Origin of the sequence: Streptomyces shaanxiensis, from assembly GCF_039537145.1 — a bacterium.
Taxonomy (GTDB): Bacteria; Actinomycetota; Actinomycetes; order Streptomycetales; family Streptomycetaceae; genus Streptomyces; species Streptomyces shaanxiensis.
The window spans coordinates 152,014-174,471 of sequence record NZ_BAAAZY010000022.1 but is presented as its reverse complement, the minus strand read 5'-3'; the positions used below and the strand labels follow the sequence as shown (position 1 = coordinate 174,471).

General features: G+C 71.3%; 24 protein-coding genes. 10 read left to right on the top strand and 14 right to left on the bottom strand.

The annotated features are described in order from the left end of the window. Positions 1-9: 9 nt before the first annotated feature. The 3 genes from ABD932_RS33645 to ABD932_RS33635 form a co-directional block, all read right to left on the bottom strand. The gene (locus tag ABD932_RS33645) at positions 10-306 is read right to left on the bottom strand and encodes a hypothetical protein (protein WP_345018672.1); all 297 of its coding nucleotides are present in this window, start codon (positions 304-306) and stop codon (positions 10-12) included. Between the two features lie 103 nt (positions 307-409). Continuing rightward, positions 410-1,153: a class I SAM-dependent methyltransferase gene (locus tag ABD932_RS33640; RefSeq protein WP_345018670.1), complete on the bottom strand. Its 744-nt coding sequence runs from the start codon at positions 1,151-1,153 to the stop codon at positions 410-412. A 72-nt stretch (positions 1,154-1,225) separates the two neighbouring features. Continuing rightward, complete coding sequence (locus ABD932_RS33635) at positions 1,226-2,725, bottom strand: purple acid phosphatase family protein (protein WP_345018668.1); 1,500 nt, start codon at positions 2,723-2,725, stop codon at positions 1,226-1,228. 228 nt (positions 2,726-2,953) lie between these two features. Between ABD932_RS33635 and ABD932_RS33630 the strand changes: the two genes are divergently transcribed. Further along, complete coding sequence (locus ABD932_RS33630) at positions 2,954-3,424, top strand: hypothetical protein (RefSeq protein WP_345018666.1); 471 nt, start codon at positions 2,954-2,956, stop codon at positions 3,422-3,424. Between the two features lie 34 nt (positions 3,425-3,458). Here the strand turns inward: ABD932_RS33630 and ABD932_RS33625 are convergent, their stop codons facing one another. Beyond that, positions 3,459-3,914, bottom strand: coding sequence for an HIT family protein (locus tag ABD932_RS33625; protein ID WP_345018664.1), 456 nt, complete (start codon positions 3,912-3,914; stop codon positions 3,459-3,461). 167 nt (positions 3,915-4,081) lie between these two features. Here ABD932_RS33625 and ABD932_RS33620 point away from each other — a divergent pair, with 167 nt between their 5' ends. Continuing rightward, complete coding sequence (locus ABD932_RS33620; protein WP_345018662.1) at positions 4,082-4,357, top strand: DUF1876 domain-containing protein; 276 nt, start codon at positions 4,082-4,084, stop codon at positions 4,355-4,357. Between the two features lie 12 nt (positions 4,358-4,369). Here ABD932_RS33620 and ABD932_RS33615 read toward each other — a convergent pair whose 3' ends face one another. The 6 genes from ABD932_RS33615 to ABD932_RS33590 form a co-directional block, all read right to left on the bottom strand. After that, positions 4,370-5,527: a serine hydrolase domain-containing protein gene (locus ABD932_RS33615; protein ID WP_345018660.1), complete on the bottom strand. Its 1,158-nt coding sequence runs from the start codon at positions 5,525-5,527 to the stop codon at positions 4,370-4,372. Between the two features lie 36 nt (positions 5,528-5,563). Next, positions 5,564-6,013: an organic hydroperoxide resistance protein gene (locus ABD932_RS33610; protein WP_345018658.1), complete on the bottom strand. Its 450-nt coding sequence runs from the start codon at positions 6,011-6,013 to the stop codon at positions 5,564-5,566. Between the two features lie 132 nt (positions 6,014-6,145). Further along, the gene (locus tag ABD932_RS33605; protein WP_345018656.1) at positions 6,146-6,631 is read right to left on the bottom strand and encodes a MarR family winged helix-turn-helix transcriptional regulator; all 486 of its coding nucleotides are present in this window, start codon (positions 6,629-6,631) and stop codon (positions 6,146-6,148) included. After that, positions 6,628-7,446, bottom strand: a complete 819-nt coding sequence (locus tag ABD932_RS33600; RefSeq protein ID WP_345018654.1) for an energy-coupling factor ABC transporter ATP-binding protein — start codon at positions 7,444-7,446, stop codon at positions 6,628-6,630. Before ABD932_RS33600 ends, ABD932_RS33605 begins: the two co-directional genes overlap by 4 nt. Then, positions 7,434-8,195, bottom strand: a complete 762-nt coding sequence (gene cbiQ, locus ABD932_RS33595; protein ID WP_345018652.1) for a cobalt ECF transporter T component CbiQ — start codon at positions 8,193-8,195, stop codon at positions 7,434-7,436. The genes ABD932_RS33600 and cbiQ overlap by 13 nt, the downstream gene beginning before the upstream one ends. 1 nt (position 8,196) lies before the next feature. Next, entirely contained in the window at positions 8,197-9,261 is a 1,065-nt protein-coding gene (locus ABD932_RS33590; RefSeq protein ID WP_345018650.1) for an energy-coupling factor ABC transporter permease, read from the bottom strand. A 169-nt stretch (positions 9,262-9,430) separates the two neighbouring features. Here ABD932_RS33590 and ABD932_RS33585 point away from each other — a divergent pair, with 169 nt between their 5' ends. Continuing rightward, on the top strand, positions 9,431-9,814 hold the full coding sequence (locus tag ABD932_RS33585) for an SsgA family sporulation/cell division regulator (RefSeq protein WP_345018648.1): 384 nt from the start codon (positions 9,431-9,433) through the stop codon (positions 9,812-9,814). A gap of 22 nt (positions 9,815-9,836) precedes the next feature. On the opposite strand, the gene ABD932_RS33580 is transcribed toward ABD932_RS33585, so the two are convergent. From ABD932_RS33580 to ABD932_RS33565, 4 genes are all read right to left on the bottom strand, one after another. Continuing rightward, on the bottom strand, positions 9,837-11,519 hold the full coding sequence (locus ABD932_RS33580; protein ID WP_345018646.1) for a penicillin-binding transpeptidase domain-containing protein: 1,683 nt from the start codon (positions 11,517-11,519) through the stop codon (positions 9,837-9,839). 105 nt (positions 11,520-11,624) lie between these two features. Then, on the bottom strand, positions 11,625-13,268 hold the full coding sequence (locus ABD932_RS33575; protein WP_345018644.1) for a penicillin-binding transpeptidase domain-containing protein: 1,644 nt from the start codon (positions 13,266-13,268) through the stop codon (positions 11,625-11,627). Between the two features lie 160 nt (positions 13,269-13,428). Then, positions 13,429-13,641, bottom strand: coding sequence for a hypothetical protein (locus tag ABD932_RS33570; protein WP_345018642.1), 213 nt, complete (start codon positions 13,639-13,641; stop codon positions 13,429-13,431). A 45-nt stretch (positions 13,642-13,686) separates the two neighbouring features. Then, on the bottom strand, positions 13,687-15,438 hold the full coding sequence (locus tag ABD932_RS33565) for a dolichyl-phosphate-mannose--protein mannosyltransferase (protein ID WP_345018640.1): 1,752 nt from the start codon (positions 15,436-15,438) through the stop codon (positions 13,687-13,689). A 62-nt stretch (positions 15,439-15,500) separates the two neighbouring features. Here ABD932_RS33565 and rsmI point away from each other — a divergent pair, with 62 nt between their 5' ends. The 7 genes from rsmI to ABD932_RS33530 all read left to right on the top strand — a co-directional run bounded on the left by rsmI (position 15,501) and on the right by ABD932_RS33530 (position 22,362). Next, positions 15,501-16,349: a 16S rRNA (cytidine(1402)-2'-O)-methyltransferase gene (gene rsmI, locus ABD932_RS33560; RefSeq protein ID WP_345018638.1), complete on the top strand. Its 849-nt coding sequence runs from the start codon at positions 15,501-15,503 to the stop codon at positions 16,347-16,349. A gap of 191 nt (positions 16,350-16,540) precedes the next feature. Then, the gene (locus ABD932_RS33555) at positions 16,541-16,948 is read left to right on the top strand and encodes a hypothetical protein (RefSeq protein WP_345018636.1); all 408 of its coding nucleotides are present in this window, start codon (positions 16,541-16,543) and stop codon (positions 16,946-16,948) included. Positions 16,949-16,995: 47 nt separating this feature from the next. Beyond that, complete coding sequence (locus ABD932_RS33550) at positions 16,996-17,877, top strand: TatD family hydrolase (RefSeq protein ID WP_345018635.1); 882 nt, start codon at positions 16,996-16,998, stop codon at positions 17,875-17,877. A gap of 142 nt (positions 17,878-18,019) precedes the next feature. Next, positions 18,020-19,528 (top strand): ubiquitin-like domain-containing protein, encoded by a 1,509-nt coding sequence (locus tag ABD932_RS33545; protein ID WP_345018633.1) that lies wholly within the window; start codon positions 18,020-18,022, stop codon positions 19,526-19,528. Positions 19,529-19,585: 57 nt separating this feature from the next. After that, on the top strand, positions 19,586-20,470 hold the full coding sequence (rsmA, locus tag ABD932_RS33540; RefSeq protein ID WP_345018631.1) for a 16S rRNA (adenine(1518)-N(6)/adenine(1519)-N(6))-dimethyltransferase RsmA: 885 nt from the start codon (positions 19,586-19,588) through the stop codon (positions 20,468-20,470). Beyond that, entirely contained in the window at positions 20,471-21,379 is a 909-nt protein-coding gene (locus ABD932_RS33535; RefSeq protein ID WP_345018629.1) for a 4-(cytidine 5'-diphospho)-2-C-methyl-D-erythritol kinase, read from the top strand. Positions 21,380-21,582: 203 nt separating this feature from the next. Then, positions 21,583-22,362 carry an MHYT domain-containing protein gene (locus ABD932_RS33530; protein ID WP_345018627.1) on the top strand — a complete coding sequence of 260 codons (780 nt, stop codon included), beginning with the start codon at positions 21,583-21,585 and terminating at the stop codon, positions 22,360-22,362. Positions 22,363-22,458 lie beyond the last annotated feature (96 nt).

Below are 22,458 nucleotides of genomic sequence, written 5' to 3'. Positions count from 1 at the left end.
GTCAGACGGTCACTTGTCGAAGGCGGCGTTGTTGCAGCCCATCGTCGAGCCGAGGTGGGTGCTCTGGCTGCCCTCGTTGCCCTCGCCGTTGAGGGCGCCGCCCAGCAGGCCGTTGAGCAGGCCGACTGTGCCGAGGATGTCGATGTTCAGGTCGTGGGACTTGCACGAGGTGCTCTGCTGGACCTTGAAGTCGTTGCCGCCCCGGTGGCCGTGGCCGTGGCCGTCGGCGTGGGCCGTGCCCGCGCCCACGAGCGCCACGCTGCTGAGGGCGGCGACCAGAACGGCAGCCTTGCGAAGCTTCTGCATGTCATCTCCGGTGGAGTGAGGTGGATGCAATGCGTGAAAGGGCGCCCCTTTCGTGCAGGAGCGACCCTTACGATTAAGGGAGATTAAGTAGAAATGCCCCAAATCATCCTGCGGCGCGCCGAGTTTCGCGATCTTGCACCGGCTTGGCCACCCGGAACGCGAACTGGCCGCAGTACGTGAGCTTGCGCAGGTTCACCAGCGCCGTCCTGCGGCGGCGGCCGTTCTGCGCCGCCCACTCGTCGATCTCCGTGTTGAGCGGGGACTGTTCGTCCCAGTACCGGCTGTACTCGGGCGGACGGCCGAGGTAGCTGCGCATGATCAGCGCCACCCCGTCGAGCGAGGGCCGGATCTCCTCCAGCTCGAGCCCCGCCTCCTCGACCAGGACCCGAAAGCCGTACGGGGTGTAGTTCCACAGGCTGAAGGAGTGGTACGGCTCGAACTGGGACGTCGACCCGATGAACAGGCCGCCGGGCTTCAGTACTCGGCTGATCTCCGCGAGCAGCTCGCGCGGGCGGGCGACGTGTTCGAAGACCTGGTGGGAGTAGATGAGGGGGAGCGAGTCCGAGCCGAGGGGGAGATGGACGCCGTCGTAGTGCACGACGGGGTCACCGCTCGGGGTGCGCTGTGCGGCCTCCGGTGAGTCCCGGATGTCGACGCCGACCCACCGCACCGCCGGGGCGTGCCTGCGGAAGAGCCGGGCGGACGTGCCGCGGCCGCATCCCAGGTCGACGACCAGCCCGGGTGCGCCGGGGGCGCCCATCACCTCGTCGACGTAGTACCGCGAGGTGACCTGACGGGCGTGGTCGTCGGGGATGCAGTCGCGCATCAGCTCCCAGAGGGTCGCCATGACTGTGACGCTACGGACACTCCCTGTCCGGTGCTATTTACAGTGCGCTATCGGTGCACCACCGGTGCGCTGTCAGTGCACTGTGCTCTGCGCGGCGATGCCCGACAGGTCGTGCGCCGTCACGCTGTTGCGGTCCGCGACCGAGCGGCCCAGGGCGTGGTGCGGCCACAGGCCCGCGGCGACGCGGCGGCTGCGCTCGTTCCACTGGCGGGCCGCCGGGGCGTCGGCCTTGTAGTGGTTGAGGGCGTAACCGCCGGAGTGGATGCGCAGGAGGGTGAAGCCGCCCGGGTAGTCCTTGGCGGCGGCGACCTCCTGCTGGGTGACGTGCGGCGCCCGCACCAGCACGGTGCGCTTGTTGCGGTGGGTGTGGCCCGCGTGGTGCAGGAAGACGCCGGGGGCCTGCGCGTAGGCGTCGACGATCGCGCGGGCCTGGCGGCGCTCCAGGCACTGGCCGCGGGTCACCGGGAACACCGAGTCCCGCACGGTCAGCGGATGGTGGCCGAACACCAGCGTCGGCTGGTCCGGCTGCTCCCTCAACCGCTGCTGGAACCACGCCAGTTGGTCGGGTCCGAGGCCGCCCGCGTCGGCGCCGTTGCCGGTCTTGGCGTAGGTGTCGAGGCCGATGATGCGCAGCCCGCCGAGGTCGTGGGCGAAGAACCCGGAGCCGTCGCCGCCGCCCGGGAAGGTGGTCTGGAAGGTGGCCTGGAAGGCGTTGGCGTTGTCGTTGTTCCGCGCGCGGTCGTGGTTGCCGCGTACGACGAAGTAGTCCCGCCCGTGGGTGCCGAAGCCGTCCAGGATCCGCCGGGCCTCGCCGAGGTCGTGCGCCGCCCCGCCGGCCGAGATGTCGCCCCCGGCCAGCAGCACGTCCGCCCCGCGCCGCCGGGCCTCCTCGACCAGGGCCCGGCTCATCAGCTCCGGATAGGGCGCGCGCCCCGGCTGCTGCCCCACGCCGCGCAGCATGGGCAGGCCGCCGACCAGGCCGGCGGTGGTCTCGCCGAGGTGCAGGTCGTTGCAGAGCGCGACCGACAGCAGGTGGCGGCCGGGCGGGGGCTGCGGGGTGGTGAAGGAGTACGGGCCGCCGCTGTGGCCGAACCCGAACGTCGAGGTGCCCACCGCGTTGCCGCGCACCAGGTGGAGCGGGGTGGGCGTGGCGGCGACGCCGCGTGAGCGGGCCTGGTAGTAGTACGTCTGCCCCGGCTCCAGGTCCGTGAGCTCGACCTGGTGGTAAGCGGTCGGGCGGCCCTCGGAGGCGGTGCGGTTGAGCCGGGAGGGGTGGGTGCCGTAGACGACCTCGCCCTCGGTGATCGCGGGGAGGGGGTGGCCCAGGCCGTCGTTGGTGCCGGGGATGCCGGTGTACCAGGTGATGACCGCGCGGTCCTCGGCGAGGGTGACCAGTTCCAGGTTGACGGCGGTCAGGTCGTCGGGGTGGGAGCGCGCCCGCTGTACGGCGGCGGAGGCCGACCGCAGCAGGGCGGGGGCGAGGCGCGCGCCGGAGCGCAGCACCTCGCAGGGGCCGGGGAAGGCCGACAGGACCGCGAGGGCGGGGAGGTGGGCGGAGAAACAGCAGCGCATGTCCTCGATATGGCCCTGAGCGGTGAACGGGGGAGGTGGCGGTGGCGGCGGGGCCAGGTCCGGCGCGAGACATCTCCATGGAACGCGACATCTCCATGGAAGCAGGGCGAAGGCGGTCACCGAAGGGAGTGTGCCGAGTCTCACTGATCCCGAGTTGGGGGCTTTGCTCCGGGACTACGATACGGGCCGGGCGAAAACGAGGGTGAGGCTCACCGAGGGGGCGGGGCAGTGACTGCGCTGAGCGAGGGGTCGGAGGGGCCGGACGTCGCAGGGTCGGACGTCGGGGGCCGCGAGCCGCCGCTGGGCGCGGACCGGATCAAGCACCTCGAGTTCATCCAGGCGACGATCACGCGACTGGGCACCAACTCGTTCCTCGTGAAGGGCTGGGCGCTGACCCTGGCCGCGGGCCTGTTCGCGCTGTCCGCCAGCCGGTTGAGCTGGCAGCTCGCGGGCGTCGGCCTGGTGCCGCTGCTCTGCTTCTGGTACCTGGACTGCTTCTTCCTGCGCCAGGAACGGGCCTTCAGGCGGCTCTACGACGACGCGCGGCGCCCCGGCAGCACGGTCGAGATGCTCTCCATGGACGTGGCGCCGTATCTGGCCCGGATGCCCTGGCCGGAGGTCTGGCAGACGCCGACGCTGCTGCTGTTCTACGCGCCGCTGCTGCTGACCGACCTGGTGCTGCTGGCGTTCGCCCTGTGAGGTGACGTGAGGTGACGTGCGGTGTCGGCCGAAGTCAGGGCGCCGGCCGTCGGACGATGGCCGCGGAGAGGCGGGCGGCGAGCGCGTCCGTGGCCGCGTCGTCCTCGTAGCGGAAGCCCGCGCCCTTCGGTGGCCAGATGGTTCCCATCGTGTCGCCGGGGCCGCGTGGCACGAGGTGGACATGGGTGTGGAACACGGTCTGTGTGGCCACCGCGCCCGCGGAGTTGACGACGTTCATGCCGTCGGGCCGCAGAACCGCGCGCAGCGCCCTGCCCACCACCATCACGGTGTGGAACAGGCGCTGGGCCGCCGCCTCGTCCATCGCCCACAGGTCCGCCGCGTGCGCCTTCGGCACGACCAGGGTGTGTCCCCGCGTGGCGGGCGCCAGCGGGAAGAAGGCGAGGGTGTGCTCGTCCTCGTGCACCACCCGCGCCTCGGCGGCACCGGCGACGATCTCGCAGAAGACGCAGTCCTGTTCACGCGCGCCCATGGCCGGCCATCCTGTCGCTCCGAGGTGTCCGCAAAGTGTTCCGAGCCGTATTCCGAGTCGCATTCCGAGCCGTACTGCGAGCCTCTTCGGAGCTTATTCCGACTCCGACTGGTCGCCGGTGCCCTCTCGGGCGCACCCTGGAAGCAGGTCTTCCGGAGGTGATCGTCATGATGCACACCGCAGTGGGATGGCATGTCGAGCTGGAGTTCCAGGAGGACGACCAGGAAACGAGGTCGGTCGCCCTGGTGCGTCTGCCCGACGGCTCCGAGGTACGGGCCCACGGACACGCCACACGGCACCACACCGACTCCAATCAGCCACGGGTCGGCGAGGAGATCGCCGGGGCCCGCGCCCTGAACGAACTGGCGATGCAACTCCTCACCAAGGCACACAGCGAGATCGACCAGGCATCGGGACGCACGTCGCACCCGATCCACGTCTGAACCGGGGCAGCGCTACGCCAACACCCCCCGCACCGCCCGCACCAACGCCTGCGCCCTCGGATCCGCCGTGACCGTCTTGCGGAAGCCGTTCGTCACATAGCCGAACGCGATGCCCGTTTCCGGGTCGGCGAAGCCGAGGGCGCCGCCGCGGCCGGGGTGGCCGAAGGAGGTGGGGCCCAGGAGGGGGGAGGCGGTGCCGTGGAGCATGAAGCCGAGGCCGAAGCGGGTGTTCACGACCAGGACGCGGTCCGGGCCGGAGGACTCCTCGGTGCGGGCCAGTTCCAGCGTGGGCGGGTCGAAGAGGCGGATGCCGTCGACCTTGCCGATCAGGCCGGCGTAGACGCGGGCCAGGCCGTCGGCCGTGGCGATGCCGTTCGTCGCGGGGAGGGCGGCGGCGCGGTAGGCGGGGTCGTTCTGGTCGGGGAACGGGGTGATGGCGGCGAAGGCACGGCGGGTGAGGGAGTCCGGGTCGTCGTAGGCCTCGGTGACCGAGCGCTTGGGGCGGGAGCGCAACCCGCCCGCCGGTTCGGGACCGTCCACGCGACCGGTACGGCCTACCCGGGCCGCCTCCGCCTCCGGCAGGCCCAGCCACAGGTCAGCGCCCAGCGGGCCGGTGACCTCGGTCGCGAGCCACTCGCCGGCCCACCGCCCCGTCACGCGCCGGACCAGCTCGTCGAGCATCCAGCCGTACGTCAGCGCGTGATAGCCGTGATCGGTGCCCGGCTCCCACGCGGGCGCCTGCGCGGCCACCGCCTCGGGGCCCCGGCGCGGGTCCAGCGCCGCTGCGGGCGTGAGCGGGCGGTCGAGGACCGGGAGCCCGGCGCGGTGGTTCAGCACATGCCGGACCAGCAGCCGCTCCTTGCCGTGCGCCTTGAACTCCGGCCAGTACTCGGCCACCGGCGCGTCCAGGTCCAGCACGCCTCGCTGATGCAGGAGGAGGAGTACGGCGGCGGCGACGCCCTTCGTCGCCGACCGCACGACCTGCGCGGTGCCGTGTTCCCAGGGCTCCGTGCCGTCGACGTCCTTCGTGCCGGCCCACAGGTCGACCACCTTGCGGCCGTCCCGGTACACGGCGACCGCCGCGCCCCGCTCGCCCAGCGTCTCGAAGTTCCGGACGAACGCCGCCCTGACCGGCTCGAAGCCCTCGGCCACCATGCCGTTCACGTCCACGTCCGTCTCCTCGTCCTGCCTTGTGCGGGTGCCCTTCTACCCAAGCAGGATGGTGACGTCGATGTTCCCCCGGGTCGCGTTGGAGTACGGGCAGATCTCGTGCGCGGCGTCCACCAGCTTGGCCGCGATGTCCGGGTCCAGCACCGGCAGCGAGACGCTGAGGGCGACCGCGAGGCCGTAGCCGCGGTGCTTGTTGGGGCCGATGCCGACCTTCGTGGCGACCGTGGATCCGGTGAGGTCGTAGCCCTCGCGGTTGCCGACGAGGATCAGCGCGTTGTGGAAGCAGGAGCTGTACCCGGCGGCGAAGAGCTGCTCGGGGTTGGTGCCGTTGCCGTCCCCGCCCAGTTCCGGAGGCATCGCGACCTTGAGGTCGATCTGGCCGTCCTGGCTGCTGACGAACCCGTCCCGGCCGCCGTGCGCGGTGGCCTCGGCGACGTACATGATCTTCGTCGGACGGGTGTCGACGGCGGTGTCCTCGGCGGTCATGATTGGCCCTCCCCCAGAAGCTGTATCCCTGCGCGGCTCAGCCGCGTGGGCGCACAATTACATCGTGCACAAGGTACCGGCCGGTAGGTGAGCATCGGTTACCAGGGGGTAGCGACCGCGAGTAACCCGACTTCAGCGGCTGGTACGGTCCGCCGCGGCCGCCGCCTTCCCCGCCAGCAGCCACAACTCCTCGCGCAACCGGGCCACCTCCGGCTCGCCGAGCCCCGTCGCCGCGAGCAGCGTGCCCGGCACGCACTCCGCCCGCTCCCGCAGCCGTTCGCCCTCCCCGGTGACCGCGACGAGCACCGACCGCTCGTCCCGCGCCGAGCGCTCACGGCGTACCAGCCCCGCCGCCTCCAGGCGCTTCAGCAGCGGAGAGACCGTGCCGTAGTCGAGCCGCAGGGCGGCCGCCAGCTCCTTCACCGTCGTCTCGCCGCGCTCCCAGAGGACCAGCAGGACCAGATACTGCGGGTAGGTGAGGCCGAGCTCGTCGAGAAGCGGACGGTACGCGGCCGTCACCGCGCGCTGGGCGGCGTACAGCGCGAAGCACAGCTGCTCGTCGAGCAACAGCGAGCCCTCGCTCGCCTTCCCGCCGTCCGCCGGTTCCTCGTTCGTCACGCGCCCTCCCCCACGCTCGAACCGGCTTCGCTCGGCTCGCGCGGGGGCACCCCCGTCACGGAGCGCGGGTCGAAGCCGAACGGCAGCTCCAGGCGGTGGGCGCGCATCAGCTCGTCGTCGGAGAGGAGTTCGCCGGTCTTGCCGTCCGCCGCGATCACGCCCTCGCTGAGGACGAGGGAGCGCGGGCACAGCTCCAGGGCGTACGGCAGGTCGTGCGTGACCATCAGGACCGTGACGTCCAACGAGCGCAGGATGTCGGCCAGTTCGCGGCGGGAGGCGGGGTCGAGGTTGGAGGACGGCTCGTCCAGGACGAGGATCTCCGGTTCCATCGCGAGGACGGTCGCCACCGCCACCCGGCGCCGCTGGCCGAAGGAGAGGTGGTGCGGGGGACGGTCCTTGAACTCGGCCATGCCGACCTGGGCCAGGGCCCGGTCGACGCGCTCCTCCAGGTCCGGGCCCTTCAGTCCGGCCGCCGCCGGTCCGAAGGCCACGTCCTCGCGGACCGTCGGCATGAACAACTGGTCGTCCGGGTCCTGGAACACGATCCCGACCCGGCGCCGGATCTCGGCCATGTGCTGCCGGCCGACGGGCAGCCCGGCGACCTTCACCGTGCCCGTGCCGCCGGTCAGGATGCCGTTGAGGTGCAGCACGAGGGTCGTCTTGCCGGCGCCGTTCGGCCCGAGCAGCGCGACCCGCTCGCCGCGCGCGATCGAGAAGTCCACGCCGAACAGGGCCTGGTGGCCGTCGGGGTACGCGAAGGCCAGGCCGGCCACTTCCAGCGAGGGCGAAGGCGTCACATCAGTCACAGCGACCATCCCAGCAGACAGACGACGAGGGCGGCGAAGGGGAGCGCGAGGGCGTACGACCACTGCGCCCGGGACGCGGTCACCTCGTCGATCACCGGCATCGAACCGGCGTACCCGCGGCTGACCATGGCCAGATGCACCCGCTCGCCGCGCTCGTAGGACCGGATGAACAGCGCCCCCGCGGACTTCCCGAGCACGCCCCAGTGCCGCAGGCCCCTCGCCTCGAAGCCGCGCGACTCGCGGGCGATGCGCATGCGCCGCATCTCGTCCGTGATGACATCGCCGTACCGGATCATGAAGGACGCGATCTGCACCAGGAGGGGCGGGAGCTTCAGCCGCTGCAGGCCCAGGAGCAGGGCGCGCAGCTCGGTCGTGGAGGCCAGGAGGACGGAGGCGGCGACACCCAGGGTGCCTTTCGCCAGTACGTTCCAGGCGCCCCACAGCCCGCTGACGCTCAGCGACATCCCCAGCACCTCGACCCGCTCGCCCTCCGCCACGAACGGCATCAGCACGGCGAACGCGACGAACGGCACCTCGATCAGCAGCCGCTTGAGCAGGAAGCCGGCGGGCACGCGCGCGACGCAGGCGACGACCGCGAGCAGTACGGCGTACAGGCCGAACGCCCACATCGCCTCCCGCGGTGTCGACACGACCACGATCACGAAGGCGAAGACCGCCGCGAGCTTGGTGTGCGGGGGCAGGGCGTGCACGGGCGAGTGCCCGTGCCGGTAGAGCTTGTGCGCGTGCCCTGCGCCCATCTCAGACGCTCGTGCTCGCGGGCGACGCGTCGGACACGTCCGTCCCCTCGGACGTACGGCGCTTGCGCACCGCCCAGAAGACGCCGGTGCCCGCGACCACGGTCACGCCGACGCCGATGACGCCCGCCAGCCCCCCGGACAGGCGGGCGTCATCGATGTCCTTGACGCCATAGTCGGCGAGCGGCGAGTCGGCGGCCGCGTGCTCCTCGACCTTCGCGTCGATGCCCTTGTCTGCGGCCACCTTCTCCAGGCCGTCCGGGTCGGCGGAGGCGTAGAAGCTGACGAACCCGGCGAGGACCAGGGAGGCGACCAGGCCGACCGCCCAGATCTTGCGCGGGGAACGGGCGGCGACCGGGACCGCCGGCTCGGCGGCGGGGGCGTCGACCAGCTCGCCGTTCACCCGCAGCTGCAGGCGTTGGCGCAGGTCGCGGGCGCCGTACACGAGGTCGGGGCGTACGGCGATGACGGCGCCGACGGTCAGCGCGGTGATCGCGGCCTCGCCGATGCCGATCAGGATGTGCACGCCGACCATGGCGGTGGCGACCTTGCCGATGGAGACGTCGGTGGTGCCGCCGACGGCGTACAGCGCCGTGAAGACGAGGGCCGAGGCCGGGACCGAGGCGATCGCGGCGACGAAGGAGGCGGCGGTCACGGAGCGGCGCGTGCGCGGCAGGATCTTGACCAGGCCGCGGAAGAGGCCGTACGCCACGACCACCGTGACGATGCCCATGCACGTGATGTTCACGCCGAGCGCGGTCAGGCCGCCGTCCGCGAAGAGGATGCCCTGCATGAGCAGGACGACGGAGATGACGAGCACGCCGGTGTAGGGGCCGACGAGTATCGCGGCCAGGGCGCCGCCGAGTAGATGTCCGCTGGTCCCGGCCGCCACCGGGAAGTTCAGCATCTGCACCGCGAAGATGAACGCGGCCACCAGGCCGGCCAGCGGCGCGGTGCGCTCGTCGAGCTCACGGCGGGCGCCGCGCAGGCTCACGGCGACGGCGGCAGCGGCGACCACGCCGGTCGCGACCGAGGTGGGGGCGTCTATGAATCCGTCAGGTACATGCACCGTTCGATGATAGTGGCTTAATGCGAACCACTTGCAAGAGCGAGGAGCTTGTGTATCGCGCATGTGATATACGCCCGCCTCAAGGGGCGCATTCGTGAAGATATGCGACATTGGAGGGGGAGTGAAGGCACAGCTTCCGCAAAGGTCACGCAGGGTAAGGGGCCGTCCGATGTCTGTAGTCGAGCAGTACGCGCGAGCCCATATCGTCACGGACGCGGACATCGTGGCGGAAGAACAGGACGCGGTGCCGGTCGTCCTGAAGTACGACCCCGAGACCGATCCGCGCTCGGTGCGCGTGCGGTTGCCCGGGCGTGAGGCCCATGAGTGGACGTTCTCGCGCTCCCTGCTGGAACAGGGGCTGCGCGCGCCGGCCGAGAGCGGCGAGATACGTGTGTGGCCGTGCGGGCGGGTGCAGGCCGTGGTGGAGTTCCACTCGGCTCACGGCGTTTCCGTGGTGCAGTTCGAGTCGAAGGCGTTGATGCGGTTCCTGCGGCGGACGTATCTGGCCGCCGCCGCACCCGCGCGACAACCCGAGTCCCAGCTGCGAGGCTGAGGCCCGGGTGCGGGGCTGAGGCTCAGCCGCCCGCCTTCAGCAGCGCCGCCACGATGGGCCCCGCCGTCTCGCCGCCGTGGCCGCCCGCCTGCACGACGCCCGCCGCCGCGAGGTCGTTCCGGTACGCGGTGAACCAGCCGTTGGGCTTCTTCTGGCCGTCGACCTCCGCCGAGCCCGTCTTCGCGCCGACGTCACCGGTGACCCCGGACATCGCCTCGGCCGCCGTGCCGTAGGCCGCCGTGTAGGCCATCAGCTCGCGCAGCTGCGAGAGCGTGGACGCCGACATGGTGCGGGAGGCGGTGGCGAGGGTGCGGTTGTCGACCGTCGGGGCCACCAGGTAGGGCTGCTTGAAGGTGCCCGTTTTGACCGTCGCCGAGACCGACGCCATGTTCAGCGGGTTCATCCGCACCCCGCCCTGGCCGATGAGCGAGGCCGCCATCTGCGCCTGGGACTGGACCGGGACGGCGCCGTCGAAGGTCGGGACGCCGACCGACCAGTTGTTCATCGACAGCCCGAAGACCTGCTGGGCCTGCTTGGTCAGGCTGTCGTCGTCCAGCTCGGGGGCCTGGCTGATGAAGGCCGTGTTGCAGGAGCGGGCGAAGCTCGCCTTGAAGGTGCCGCCCTTGATCTCGAACTTGTCGTCGTTCTGGAACTTCCAGTGGCCGTACGTGAAGTACTTCGGGCAGGGGTGCTGCTCGTCCGCCGACGCGAGGCCCTTCTCGATCAGCAGGGACGAGGTGATGACCTTCATCGTGGAGCCGGGGGCGAGGGAGCCCTGGAAGGCGGTGTTGAAACCCTTCGAGGAGTTCGCGACCGCCAGGATCTCACCGGTCGACGGGCGCAGGACGACCGCCGAGGCCTTCGGCTTCGCGGCGACCTGCTTCTCCGCGGCGGCCTGCAGCGCCGGGCTCAGCGTCGTCTTCACCGTGCCCGGCGTGCCCTTGCTCAGCTCCAGCAGGGTCTTGTCGGACAGTTCGGCCTTCTTGGACTCCTTGCCCCGGATCACCTGGAGCTCGACGCCCGCCTTGCCGCCGGCCTTCTCGCCGTACTTCTCGCGCAGCCCGTCGAGGACCGAGCCCAGCGACGGGTACTCCTTCTCCGTCAGCTCCCCGCCGTCCCGGTCGAGTGCCTTGACCGGCGGGGTGCCGGACTCGCCGGTGACGAGGGTGTCGCCGTCCTTGAGGTCGGGGTGGACGACCGCCGAGTGCCACTCGACCTGCGGCTCGCCGTCCTCGGCGCGGCGGACGACGGTGAGCGAAGTGTCGTACGTCAGCGGCTTGGTGGTGCCTTTGTACGACACCGTGGCCTTCACGGAGAAGGGGACCTTGGCGCCGGTGCGGGTGCCCTCGGTGAGGGTGACGTCCGTGATGTGGGCGTCCTTGGTGTAGCCGGTCAGCAAGGCCTTCGCGGCCGCCGTGTCGTCCGTGGCGGCGGCCGCCTCGGTCACCTTGCCCTGCTGCCAGGCGGTGAGGAAGGCCTCGGCCGCTGTGGTGACCTCCTTGGCCGACAGCGGGCCGGTCTTGACCTTCTTCGCGTTCTGGTCGCCGGCGGAGGACGCCGTCGGCGTACGGCTGTCGGCCGCCGCTCCGCCGCCGTACAGGGCGTAGACGCCGAACCCGGCGCCGCCGACGACCACGGCGATCATCCCGCCGAGTACCGCGGGGTTGGTCTTCCGTCGCTCGGCGACGCGCCTTCTGTTACCCACTGCCTTCAGTTCCCTCGCGTATTCCAGGGGCCCCCGCCGCCCCGCCGACCTCACGCATACCAACGACGCCGCCCACACTAGAGTCCCGTGCCGCGGGGGATAAGTTCAGCCGGACGCTCGTAGCACGGCTGCGACAATCGGCCCCGCCGCGTCGCCGCCGTGACCGCCCTGCTGGGACATGGCCGCGGCAGCCACATCATCACGGAAACCCGTGAACCAGCTGTCGGAGGTGGCCTTTCCGTCGACCTCGGCGGAACCGGTCTTGGCGCCGATGTCGCCGGGGATCCCGGACATGGCCCGCACGGCGGTGCCCGGGGCCCGGGTCGCGGTCATCCGCATCATCTGCTTCAGCTGGGCGGCGGTGCTCGCCCGCAGCCCCTCGGCGGTGGCCAGTTGCCGGCCGTCGAGCTCGGGCGAGACGAGATACGGCTGGCGGAACTCGCCGGTGATCGCGGTGGCCGTCACCGACGCCATGTTCAGCGGGTTCATCTGGACCTGGCCCTGGCCGATGGCGTTGGCCGCGCGATCCGGGCCGGTGGCGGCGGGGACGCTGCCGTCGAAGGACGTGATGCCGGTCTTCCAGTCGCCCCGGCCGAGCCCGAACCGCTCCTCGGCCTCCGCCGTCAGCGAGGCGTCCGTGAGCGGGTCCTCGTCGACGAGCTTGATGAAGGCGGTGTTGCAGGAGCGCATGAACCCGTTGGCCAGCGTGGCGTTCGCGCTCTCGTCGGGCTCCAGGCCCGTGAGGTTCTTGAAGGTCTGGCTCTGCCACATGGCCGTGGGCGGGCAGGGGGCCGGGCCGTTCATCGAGGTCACGCCGTTGTCGATGAGCATCGCCGCGGTGATGATCTTCATGGTGGAGCCCGGGGCGACCTTGCCCTCGAAGGCCGCGTTCCAGGCGTCGTCGCGGTGGTTCGCCACCGCCAGCACCTCACCGGTGCTCGGCTTGAGGGCCACCACCGAGGACTGGGCGTACTGCTTCACGGCCTTCTCGGCGGCCGCCTGCACGCTCGCGCTGAGCGTCGTCTCCAGCTTGCCGGCCCTGCCCTTGGCGAGGGTCAGCAGCGAGGTGTCCGGCGACTCGTCGGCGTGCCGGATCGACAGCTCGATGCCGGGCTCGCCGCCGGCCTCGTCCCCGTACTTCTCGCGCAGGGTGTCCAGGACCAGGCCGAGGGAGGGGTACTTCTCCTTCGTCAGCACGGTGCCGTTCCGGTCGACGGCCTCGATGGGCGGGCTCGCCGCCTCGCCGGTGACGAGGGTGTCGTCCCGCTTCAACTCCGGGTGGATCACGGTGGGTTGCCAGTCGACGAGGGCCTTGCCGGTGGTGAGCCCGCGGACGACGGTGAGTTCGGTCCGGTAGTCGAGCGCCTTGGACTTCCCGCCGTAGGACACCTTCGCCTTCACGCTGAAGGGCACGGTGGCGCCGCTCGTCCTGCCCGGCGTGATCTTCACGCCGGTGATGTGGGCTTCCTTGCCGTAGGACGTCAGCACCCGCTCGGCGGCCGCGTCGTTGTTCGTGTACGCCGCGGCCTGTGCCGCCTGCCCCTTCTCCCAGGCCGCGAAGAACTTCGCCGTGGTCTCCTCGACCTCCTCCGCACTGGGCGGCCCGGAGCGCGCCGGCGCCGGCCCCGCGGCCCCCGTCGCCCCGCCCCCGTTCAACGCGGACATGATGTTGTAGGCGCCGTACCCGGCCCCGCCCACCATCACCGCGAACACGCCGCCTATTGCGGCGACTTTGACCCCCTTGGACATGGTCCCCTCCCCGTTGGTCACCCGAACTGTAAGTGGTGTGGGGGAAACCTGTGGGAGGTGTTTTCTTTTGTTGGCCGTTTTGTGGCGGACATGGCTGAGCGCTGTGGTCGACCGGCCGGCCGACCACAGCGCTCTCAGTGGGAGGTGAACCTCAGGATCCTCAGAGGGCGCCGAAGGGATTGACGCCGAGGAGGGCGACCGCGGGAGCGGCGGCCGCCAGGGGGAGCACGCCCGGTGGGTAGGTGGCTGAGTACGGGTACACCAGGTTCACGCTCCGGGGCTGTGAGTCGGGGGTGTCCGCGTTGGCGAGGGTGGAGGCCGACATGACTGCCGCAGCAGCGAGGGCGATGACGGCAATTGTCCGTTTAGTCACGTTCATACCTAAGTGAACGATCATCGACTCCTCCTGTTACGCAGGCTAGACCCAGGTGTCCAGCCACATCCGCGACCGCCAGTCGTCCACCGGGATCGCCGTCCCCGTGTAGATCGGCCAGAAATAGATGAAGTTCCACGCGATCAGCAGCACCAGCACACCCGCCCCCGTCGCTCCCACCACCCGGCGGGTGTCGCCGGCACGCGGTGGGCCGATGATCGCGCCGAGCAGCATGGCCACGGCGAGGCAGAGGAAGGGAAGGAAGACGACGGCGTAGAAGAAGAAGATCGTGCGTTCCTGGTAGAGGAACCAGGGGAGGTAGCCCGCCACCACGCCGCAGGCGATCGCGCCGGCGCGCCAGTCGCGGCGGAAGGCCCAGCGCCACAGGACGTACAGGATCGCGAAGGCGGCCACCCACCACAGCAGCGGGGTGCCGATGGCCAGGACCTCGCGGGCGCACTTCTCGCCCGCGTCGACGGGGCAGCCGTCCTTGCCGGGCAGGGGGGACTCGTAGAAGTACGACACGGGGCGGCCGTCGACGATCCAGCTCCACGGGTTGGACTGGTAGGTGTGCGGCGACGACAGGCCGACGTGGAACTCGTACACCTGGTGCTCGTAGTGCCACAGGCTGAGCCACCAGTCGGGGAACAGCCACGACCAGCTGCTGCTGCGGCCGTTGGCGGACGCCCAGTCGCGGTAGTAGCCGCCGGTGCCGTCCGTCGGGGAGAGGATCCAGCCCGTCCACGACAGGATGTACGTGACGATCGCCACCGGGACCGTCGCCACGAAGGCGAGGCCCAGATCATGCTTGAGGACCGCCGTGTACGGGGCGTACGCACCGGCGACCTTGCGGGCACCGACGTCCCACAGCACGGTCATCAGACCGAACGCGACCAGGAAGTACAGGCCGTTCCACTTGGTGCCGATGGCCAGGCCCAGCATCAGGCCGGCCAGCCAGCGATAGGGGCGCAGGCCCAGGCTCAGGGTATGGGCGATGTACGCGTCGGGGCGGACCCGGCCGTCTGGGTCGGCCGGCAGCGCGGCGGCGAGTCTCGCGCGCGCCCGGTCCCGGTCGATGACGAGGCAGCCGAACGCCGCCAGCACGAAGAACATCAGCACCCCGTCGAGCAGCGAGGTGCGCGCCATCACGAAGGCCAGCCCGTCCACCGCCATCAGCGCGCCCGCGAGGCAGCCGAGGAAGGTCGAGCGGAAGATACGGCGGCCGATGCGGCACAGCATCAGGACGGCCAGGGTGCCCAGCACCGCCGTCATGAAGCGCCAACCGAAGGGGTTGAAGCCGAACATCAGCTCGCCGAGGCCGATGACGTACTTGCCGACCGGCGGATGCACGACGTACGCCGCGTCCGTGGGGAGGGGCACGTCGCCGTTGGTCGACAGGATCAGGTCGTTGGCCTTCTTGTCCCAGCTGAGCTCGAAGCCGCGGTTGACGATCGCCCACGCGTCCTTGGCGTAGTACGTCTCGTCGAATATCACCTTCTTCGGGCTGCCCAGGTTCCAGAACCGCAGCACCCCGGCGAGCAGGGTGACCAGCAGCGGACCGCCCCAGGCCGACCAGCGCACCATCCGCTCCGCGAGCGGCCGCGAGACGCCGAGGAACTGCCACAGCCGCGGGCTGGGCTGGACGTACGGGGGCACGAGCCGCTCGCGTACGTCGCTTCCGGGCGCCCCCGTGTAGCCGAATCGGCGCAGCCGCTGCTGCCACGACGGCCGCTGTTCGTGCGGTGCCTGGTCCTGCCGGGTGGCCGTGGAGTCCATGGACGACGCTGTACTGGTCACCGCGCCATCGTAGGGAACACGTCTGTGGGAGTCCCGTGGATGCGCCCTGCGAGGATGGAAACGTGACAGGAACCCTTGTTTTGGCAGGCACCCCCATCGGCGACGTCAAGGACGCCCCGCCCCGGCTCGCGGAGGAGCTGGCCGGCGCGGACGTGGTCGCCGCCGAGGACACCCGGCGGCTGCGGCGCCTCACCCAGGCGCTGGGCGTGCAGCCGGCCGGACGGGTCGTGTCGTACTTCGAGGGCAACGAGTCGGCGCGGACGCCCGAGCTGGTCGAGGCGCTGCTGGAGGGCTCGCGGGTGCTGCTGGTGACGGACGCGGGGATGCCGTCCGTGTCCGACCCGGGGTACCGGCTGGTCGCGGCGGCCGTGGAGAAGGACATCCGGGTCACCGCCGTACCGGGGCCGTCCGCCGTGCTCACCGCGCTCGCCCTGTCCGGGCTGCCCGTCGACCGGTTCTGCTTCGAGGGCTTCCTGCCGCGCAAGGCGGGGGAGCGGCTGGGGCGGCTGCGGGAGGTGGCCGAGGAGCGGCGCACGCTCGTCTACTTCGAGGCGCCGCACCGGCTCGACGACACGCTCGCCGCGATGGCCGAGGTGTTCGGCGCCGAGCGGCGGGCCGCCGTGTGCCGGGAGCTGACCAAGACGTACGAGGAGGTCAGGCGGGGCGGGCTGGGGGAGCTCGCGGAGTGGGCCGCCGAGGGCGTGCGCGGGGAGATCACCGTGGTGGTCGAGGGGGCGCCGGAGAAGGGTGCCGAGGAGGTCGACGCCGCGGAGCTCGTACGGCGCGTTCGCGTGCGCGAAGAGGCGGGGGAGCGGCGCAAGGAGGCCATCGCGGCGGTGGCGGCGGAGGCCGGGGTGCCGAAGCGGGAGGTTTTCGACGCCGTGGTGGCGGCGAAGAACGCGGGGGCGTGAAATGCCGTGTGAGCAGGGCGTATCTCGGCTGAGCGTGCGCCCCATGCGGGGGTAAAGGGACCCGGGCCTTTCGGCAAGGAACGCCCAAGTCGACGCCAACACTGGACAGATGGCGTGCGTTCGCTCCTGCGGGGGAGTCCACTGGGTCGTGGGACGCGAACCGTCCCACCCAGCGGACCACAGGAGCTGGCATGAGTGAGATCGCACAGCAGACCACGGGCCTTCGCAGCGCCGCGACCGCCGTCGTCCACGAGTCGTATTCGTTCGCCTGCATGCGCTGCGGGCACGGCTGGGAGCAGTCGTACGAGATAGAGCACCACATAGACGGTGACGGCCACGAGTTCGTGATGTACGTCGCGAACGGCCAGGTCGTGCCGTCGCCGCTGAGCCGGCCCACGTGCCAGAACTGCGACGGCCATGTCGTGCGGATCATGCGGCCCGGCCAGGTGTCCTCCGTGCAGAACTCCCTGCGCCGCCCCCGCCCCATTCCCCGGCAGGCGGATTCCTCGCAGCAGGACGCGGCGGCGGACGGGCAGCAGCCGGACCACCACTGGCATCTCGCCGATCTCCTGCACGTCTTCCACCGCAAGGCGAGCTGAGCCGAGCACCCGGCCGGCCGGGCGTGCCCCTTTCGTAGGATCGGGGCATGCCTTCGAACGCCGCCGACAAGCACGCCGCCCCGCCCCTCCCGGAACCGCTCCGGGTGCCGGTCGCCGACTCCCACACCCACCTCGACATGCAGTCGGGCACCGTGGAGGAGGGCCTGGCCAAGGCGGCGTCGGTCGGGGTGACCACGGTCGTGCAGGTGGGCTGCGACGTACGCGGCTCGCGGTGGGCGGCCGAGACGGCGGCGGCGTACGACGCCGTGCACGCGACCGTCGCCCTGCACCCCAACGAGGCGCCGCGCATCGTGCACGGGGACCCCGACGGCTGGTCCCGGCAGGGGGCGCGCGAGCCGGGTGGTGCGCGGGCGCTCGACGAGGCGCTCGCGGAGATCGACCGGCTGGCCGCACTCCCGCAGGTCAAGGGCGTCGGCGAGACCGGCCTCGACTACTTCCGCACCGGGCCCGAGGGCAAGGAGGCGCAGGAGGCGTCCTTCCGCGCCCACATCGAGATCGCCAAGCGGCACGGCAAGGCCCTGGTCATCCACGACCGCGAGGCGCACGCGGACGTGCTGCGGGTGCTGAAGGAGGAGGGCGCGCCCGAGCGCACCGTCTTCCACTGCTACTCCGGGGACGCCGAGATGGCGCAGGTGTGCGCCGCCGCCGGCTACTTCATGTCCTTCGCGGGCAACGTCACCTTCAAGAACGCCCAGAACCTGCGGGACTCGGTGGCGGTGGCCCCGCTGGAGCTGCTCCTCGTGGAGACCGACGCGCCCTTCCTCACACCGGCCCCGTACCGCGGACGGCCCAACGCTCCGTATCTCATTCCGATCACGGTGCGTGCCATGGCCGCCGTCCGGGGGATCGGCGAGGATGCGCTGGCGACGGCCCTGGGCGCGAACACGGCCCGCGCATTCGGCTACTGACCCATCCCCGCCGGGCGGCGCTCGTACGGATTTCCGCGGGGTCCCGTCGCCACTGTGCGTAGTCGAGTCGCTTTGGAGAGTCACCACCCCTCCGCTAGGTTCTGGGGGCCCGATCCGGAGTACTCCGCTGGAGCGTGTCGTCGTGAGCAACGCGCAGTTCGAGACGTATGGCCCGAGCCCGGCCGCCCACGAGCCCCCGGCGTACGGCGGCTTCGACCCGTACAGCGCCCAGACGCTGGGGTACGGGGTGCAGGGGGTGCATGGAGGCTATGGGACGCGTACGGAGAGTTACAGACCGGCGTACGAGATGTACGCGATGCACGGAGCCCACGGGACCCATGGGTCTCATGCGTCCCACGGTTCCCATCACGGGGCGCATGAGGCGCACGGGCTCCGTGAGCCGTACGGGAAGCACGCCGCGTACGACGCGTACGAGACCTACGAGGACACGTACAAGCCCGCGTACGAGGACCCCGAGCCCGAGCCCGAGCCGGTTGTGCGCCCAGGGCGCGGGCGGCGGGCCGCGCACCGCCGTAAGGCGCGCCCCGTCGAGCGGGGAGAGGGGTCCATGCGCCGGCTCGTGCCGCAGGCGCTGGTCGTCGCGTTCCTCGCGGGCGGGACGTCTGCCTTCGTCGCCAAGGACAAGGCGGTCGAGCTGAGGGTCGACGGCAAGCCGCGCACCCTGCACACCTTCGCGGACGACGTCACCGAACTGCTCACCGACGAGGGCGTGAAGGTGGGGGCGCACGATGTGGTGGCGCCCGCTCCCGACGCGGCCCTCACCAGCGGTGACGAGGTCGCGGTGCGCTACGGGCGGCCCGTGCGGCTCACGCTCGATGGTCAGCGGCGCGAGGTGTGGACGACGGCGCACACGGTGGAGGCGGCGCTCAAGCAGCTGGGGGTGCGTGCGGAAGGGGCGTATGTGTCGACCTCGCGCTCCCGGCGTATCGGACGCGAGGGGCTCGCGCTGGATGTGCGCACCGAGCGTGCGGTGACGGTCATGGCGGACGGCAGGGCGCGCACCATCCGCACGAACGCGGCGACCGTGCAGGAGGTCGTGGACCAGGCCGGCATCACGCTGCGCGGGCAGGACACCACGTCCGTCCCGCTCGACACCTTCCCGCGCGACGGGCAGACGGTCACGGTCCTGCGCATCACCGGCAGGAAGGAGATCCGCGACGAGGCGATCGCGTTCGCCGTGGAGCGGGTCGAGGATCCCTCGGTCTTCCGGGGCACGGAGGTCGTCGAGCGGGCGGGGGTGCCGGGGCTCAGGCGGATCACGTACTCGCTGCGCATGGTCAACGGCGTCCGGCAGAAGCCGCGGCGGATCCGGACCGAGGTGGTACGGGAGCCGCAGACGCAGGTCGTGAAGGTCGGGACGAAGCCGCTGCCGACGTCCGTGCGCGGTGCGGACCGGCTGGACTGGCAGGGGCTGGCGGCGTGCGAGTCCGGGGGGCGGCCGGACGCGGTGGACTCGTCGGGGACGTACGGCGGGCTGTACCAGTTCGACACGCAGACCTGGCGGAGCCTCGGGGGGAAGGGGCGGCCGCAGGATGCGCCGGCGGCGGAGCAGACGCTGCGGGCGAAGCAGCTCTATGTGCGGCAGGGGGCCAGTCCCTGGCCGCATTGCGGGGGTCGGTTGCACGGGTGAGGCCCGGCGGGGCCTCACCTGGACAGTCCCCGTCCTCGGCCCCCGTACCCTTGTCGGGTGAGCAGCCCCACCCCCGACGCCCTCCTGGGCCCCGCCGACATCCGTGAGCTGGCGGCAGCCCTCGGTGTGCGTCCCACCAAGCAGCGCGGCCAGAACTTCGTGATCGACGCGAACACGGTCCGCCGTATCGTCCGCACCGCGGAGGTCCGCCCCGACGACGTGGTGGTCGAGGTGGGGCCGGGGCTCGGCTCCCTCACGCTCGCCCTGCTGGAGGTGGCCGACCGCGTCACCGCCGTGGAGATCGACGACGTCCTGGCCGCCGCGCTCCCCGCCACCATCGCGGCCCGCATGCCGGAGCGCGCCGACCGTTTCGCGCTGGTGCACTCCGACGCGATGCACGTCGCCGAGCTGCCGGGCCCGCCGCCCACCGCGCTGGTCGCCAACCTCCCCTACAACGTGGCCGTCCCGGTCCTCCTCCACATGCTCGCCACCTTCCCGAGCATCGAACGCACCCTCGTGATGGTGCAGTCGGAGGTCGCCGACCGCCTGGCCGCCGCGCCCGGCTCCAAGGTGTACGGCGTGCCGTCCGTGAAGGCCAACTGGTACGCCGAGGTCAAGCGGGCCGGCGCCATCGGGCGCAACGTCTTCTGGCCCGCGCCGAACGTCGACAGCGGGCTGGTGGCCCTGACCCGGCGCTCCGAGCCGGTCAAGACCACCGCCTCCCAGAGCGAGGTCTTCGCCGTCATCGACGCGGCCTTCGCCCAGCGCCGCAAGACGCTGCGGGCCGCGCTCGCCGGGTGGGCGGGCTCGGCGGCGGCCGCAGAGGCGGCCCTCGTCGCGGCCGGCGTCTCGCCGCAGGCACGCGGAGAGGCGCTGACGGTCGAGGAGTTCGCCCGCATCGCCGAGCACAAGGAAGCCGCCCAGCACAAGGAGTCCGAGTAAGTGAGCGCGAGCGTCACCGTCCGGGTGCCCGCCAAGGTCAACGTCCAGCTCGCGGTCGGCGCCGCCCGCCCCGACGGCTTCCATGACCTGGCCAACGTCTTCCTGGCGGTCGGCCTGTACGACGAGGTCACCGTGACCCCCTCGCCGGACGGCCTGCGCGTCACCTGCGACGGCCCGGACGCGGACCAGGTGCCCCTCGACCGTACGAACCTCGCCGCCCGCGCGGCGGAGGCGCTGGCCGCGCGGTACGGCCGTACGCCCGATGTGCACCTGCACATCGCCAAGGACATCCCGGTCGCCGGCGGCATGGCGGGCGGCAGCGCGGACGGCGCGGGCGCGCTGCTCGCCTGCGACGCGCTCTGGGGCACGGGCGCCTCCCGCGAGGAACTCCTCGGCATCTGCGCCGAGTTGGGCAGCGACGTGCCGTTCAGCCTGGTCGGCGGGGCGGCTCTGGGCACCGGGCGGGGCGAGAAGCTCCGTACGCTCGATGTGGGCGGCACCTTCCACTGGGTGTTCGCGATGGCCGAGCGTGGGCTGTCCACGCCCGCGGTCTTCCGGGAGTTCGACCGGCTCGGCGAGGGCACGGACATCCCCGAGCCCGTCGCCTCCGAGCCGCTGCTCGACGCCCTCGCGAAGGGCGACCCGGACGCGCTTGCCGCGGCCGTCTCCAACGACCTTCAGCCCGCCGCCCTCTCCCTCTTCCCGGAGCTCGCCGCCACTCTCGCCGCCGGCCGTACCGCCGGTGCGCTCACGGCGCTCGTCTCCGGTTCGGGACCGACCACGGCGTTCCTCGCCCGTGACCCGGAGTCGGCGGAGAAGGTGGCCGAAACCCTACGGTCGTCGGGCACCTGTCGGGCGGTCCGTACGGCGTCCGGGCCCGCGCCGGGCGCCACCGTACTGTCTGCATAAAACCCTCACAACATCTCCACCTGGGCCCATACAGCCCCCCAATCTGCATAGGTATGCAGGTCAAGTGATGGCTATTTCACGGTAGTTGATTGTTTGACAATCGTCTCCATGGTCTCTTTCAGGTCACTCTGTGTCCTGGAAACGGCTGGCATGATCAGCCATCCCCGGTCCTCCTTCACCGGTGGTACCTCAGAGGAGTCCCCATGGGGCACATGGACCACTTCAGCGCCGGATGGGTCACGCCCGTCCTCTCCTACGCCATGGCCTGCGTCGGCTCGGCCCTCGGGCTGCGCTGCACCGTCAGGGCACTTGAGGCGGACGGCACCTCCAAACGGAACTGGCTGCTGCTCGCCTCTCTCGCCATCGGGTCCGGCATCTGGACCATGCACTTCATCGCCATGATGGGGTTCAGCGTCGATGGCTCCCCGATCCGCTTCGACGTCCCGATCACCGCGCTGAGCCTGCTGATGGCCGTCGGCGTGGTCGCGGCGGGCGTCTTCACCGCCGGATACGGGCGCTCGCGTGTGCTGTCCGTCATCCTCGGCGGACTCGGCGCCGGTCTCGGCGTCGCCGCCATGCACTACACCGGCATGGCCGCCCTCAACCTGCACGGCGAGGTCGACTACGACCCGATGCTCGTCATCGCCTCCGTCGCGATCGCGGTCGTCGCCGCGACCGCCGCGCTGACGCTCACGCTGGTGGTGCGCGGATCCGTGCTGGCCGCCGTCGCCGCGCTGGTCATGGGACTGGCGGTGAGCAGCATGCACTACACCGCGATGTACGCCGTGAGCATCTCCCTCGCGCCCAGCAGCTCGGAGCTGCCGGGGGCCACCGCCACGGAGTTCATCTTCCCGTTGGCCGTGGTGCTCGGGTCGTTCCTGTTCCTGGCCGCCGCGTATGTGGCACTCTCGCCGACCGGCAAGCGGCACGAGTCGGCGGCCGCGGCGGAGCTGCTGCGCGAGGTCGAGCTCACCACGGCGTAAGCGCGCCGCTGGAAGCGCAGCCGTAACGGCCGTCGGCGGCTCCGTCGTGGCCGGTCGCGCCCACGCGGCGGAGCCGTGAACCGATACAGCCCGGCG